Here is a 2,533-nt window from a genome sequence, read left to right as displayed (position 1 = left end):
GCTCCGCCCTGGCCACGCGAGCGGTGTCCGCGGTGCGCCGGTCCCGGTGGCGGCGCAGGCCCACCGCGAGGCCGATCGCCACCGCGGCGACGACGACCGCCGCGGCGAGGACCAGCATCCAGACGTTCGCTAGTGCCACGTGCGCACCACCGTCCTGGCGGCTTCGGCGCCGGCGGCCGGATCGATGGCGGGTCCCTGCCGGAAGATGCTCGGATAGTAGTGGCGGCCCATCGCGTCGATGAGCGCCGGGTGCACGCCGCGGGAGACGAGGTCGTCGAGGGTGAGCACCGGTGCTTCCAGACCGCTGTACTCGTTGACGAACGTGCGCACGACGCGGCTCAGCTCCAGGTTCGCCTGCCGCGCGGAGAGATGGCGGTCTCGGTAGTCGTGCTCGACGCGGTCGATGCGGTCGAGGTACTCCGAGCGCAGGGCGGACAGCACGTCGAGCGTGGACGGCTGACCGGCACCCGAGGCCGCTCCGGAGGCGGCGGTGCGGGGGCGTGTGAGCCGGAACAGCAGCCACGTGCCGACGATCAGCAGGGCCAGGATGCCGAGGGCGAGCAGCATCCATCCCCACCCGTACTGCGCGGGCGGGTAGAGCTCGTCAGAACCGGGCATCGGACCTCCGGTTCAACAGGTGCAGCAGCTGCGGAACGGCGTCGTCCTGACCGTCGAGCGCGGCGTGACTGATCTCCATCCGCGTGAGGAGGTCGGCGAGCCGGGCGGCGTCGGCCGCCCGCTGCGCACGGAGCTCGTTCACGATCGTGCGGTCGCCCTGGATGAAATCGGGGACTTCCCAGAGGCTGTCGACGTCGGCCCGCAGCCGGGCGGAACGGTGGTCGAGCACCGGCTCGGCGTCGCGCAGGGTGAGCCAGAGGACGTCGTGCTGCACGCGCAGGCGGCGCAGCAGGCGCTCGGTCTCGGTGGTCACCGGGGCCTCGTCGGTGAGCACGACGACGATCATGCGCCGCGCGATCGTCCGCGTGACGAAGGACAGCAGGGCGTCCCGATCGCTGGGGGCCGCCGCGTCGTCGACCGCGCGGTCGATCGTCCGCAGCGCGTGTTCGAGGGCGCCCTCGCTGCGCCCCGGGGCCAGGCGGCGGACGCGCGAGGCGTCGCCGTAGACGACCGTGAAGTCGTCGCCGTGCCGGAGCGTCAGCACCCCGAGTGCTCCGGTCGCCAGGATCGCCAGGTCCTTCTTCGAGCGCTCGTCCGCGGCGAGAGCGGTCATCGAGCGTCCCGTGTCGACGACGAACATCACCGTGTGCATGCGCGTGGCCCGTGACCGCTTGACCAACGGCGTGCCGAGGCGGGCGGTCGCGCGCCAGTCGATGTCGCGCACCTGGTCGCCGTACTCGTACTTGCGCAGGTCCTCGAAGTCGAGGCTCCGCCCGTGCAGCAACGACGCGTAGGCGCCGTCGAGCGCGTGCAGCGACTTGCGGTTCGAGTGGATGAAGAGCTTGCTCTTCACCTGCGTGATGAGGCTGGGCATCGGGCGCGGGATCCCTGAACGTGTCGACGGGTCAGGGGGTGGGCACGGCGGCGAAGATCTGGTCGATGATCTCCTCGCTGCGGATGCCCTCGGCGTCGGCCTCGAACGTCAGCAGCACCCGGTGCCGCAGCACGAGGTGGCGCAGGGCGCGGATGTCCTCGGGAAGGACGTGGGTCCGGCCGCTGAGGAGGGCGAGGGCGCGGGAGGCCTGGAGGAAGGCGATGCTGGCCCGGGGGCTCGCGCCGTACTTGATGAAGCGGGCGCGCTCGTCCCCGATGTACGGCGCGGGATTCCGGGTCACGTACGCGATCGACACGATGTAGTTGCGGATCGCGGGATCGACGTAGATGCGGCTCGCGACGTCCTGCAGCAGGTGCACGTCGTCCAGCGTGACGGCGCTGTGCACGTGGCGGTCGGGGTCGAGCACTCCCGAGTCGATGCGGCTGAGGATCTCGAACTCCTCCGCCGGGCTCGGGTACTCGACGATCTCCTTGAGGAGGAACCGGTCCATCTGCGCCTCGGGCAGCTCGTAGGTGCCCTCCTGCTCGATGGGGTTCTGTGTCGCGATCACGAGGAACGGCTTCGGCAGCGGGTGGATCTCGCCGCCGATGGTGGTCTGGTGCTCCTGCATCGCCTCGAGCATGGCGCTCTGGGTCTTGGCGCTGGAGCGGTTGATCTCGTCGAGCAGCACGAAGTTCGCGTGCACGGGGCCGAGCACCGTCCGGAAGCTGCCCGTCGCGGCGTCGTAGATCTGGTTGCCCGTGATGTCGCTCGGCAGGAGGTCGGGCGTGCACTGGATGCGCTTGAACTTCGCCTTCACAGTGTCGGCGAGCGTGCTGGCGGCGGTGGTCTTGGCGAGGCCGGGCACGCTCTCCAGGAGGATGTGGCCGCCGGCGATGAGCGCCACGAGCAGGCTGGTGCGCAGGCGCTCCTGGCCCACCATCTTCGCGGAGTACGCGTCGGAGATCGTCTGCAGCACGGCACCGGCGCGCGCCAGCTCGGCGTCGGTCGGAGCGGCGGCGGGGGCCGCGGCGGCGATCG

General features: G+C 71.0%; 3 protein-coding genes. All 3 read right to left on the bottom strand.

From position 1 onward, the window contains the following. Positions 1 to 129: 129 nt before the first annotated feature. The 3 genes from DW296_RS00975 to DW296_RS00965 are packed head-to-tail and all read right to left on the bottom strand — an operon-like array spanning position 130 to position 2,531. Complete coding sequence (locus tag DW296_RS00975) at positions 130 to 618, bottom strand: hypothetical protein (protein WP_136050705.1); 489 nt, start codon at positions 616 to 618, stop codon at positions 130 to 132. Beyond that, positions 605 to 1,492 (bottom strand): DUF58 domain-containing protein, encoded by an 888-nt coding sequence (locus tag DW296_RS00970; RefSeq protein WP_136050704.1) that lies wholly within the window; start codon positions 1,490 to 1,492, stop codon positions 605 to 607. The genes DW296_RS00975 and DW296_RS00970 overlap by 14 nt, the downstream gene beginning before the upstream one ends. A 31-nt stretch (positions 1,493 to 1,523) precedes the next feature. Next, the gene (locus tag DW296_RS00965) at positions 1,524 to 2,531 is read right to left on the bottom strand and encodes an AAA family ATPase (protein WP_136050703.1); all 1,008 of its coding nucleotides are present in this window, start codon (positions 2,529 to 2,531) and stop codon (positions 1,524 to 1,526) included. Between the last annotated feature and the right edge of the window lie 2 nt (positions 2,532 to 2,533).

The sequence above is a fragment of the Microbacterium sp. K36 genome (assembly GCF_004794355.1).
In the GTDB taxonomy this organism is placed as follows: Bacteria; Actinomycetota; Actinomycetes; order Actinomycetales; family Microbacteriaceae; genus Microbacterium; species Microbacterium paraoxydans_D.
Note: the sequence above shows the minus strand (reverse complement) of the source record. Positions and strands in the feature narration are given on the sequence as shown.

What these genes read in the sequence shown, in the direction of transcription:
- DW296_RS00975 (WP_136050705.1), bottom strand. Translation starts at nt 618, where the DNA reads ATGCCCGGTTCTGACGAGCTCTACCCGCCCGCGCAGTACGGGTGGGGA.
- DW296_RS00970 (WP_136050704.1), bottom strand. Translation starts at nt 1,492, where the DNA reads ATGCCCAGCCTCATCACGCAGGTGAAGAGCAAGCTCTTCATCCACTCG.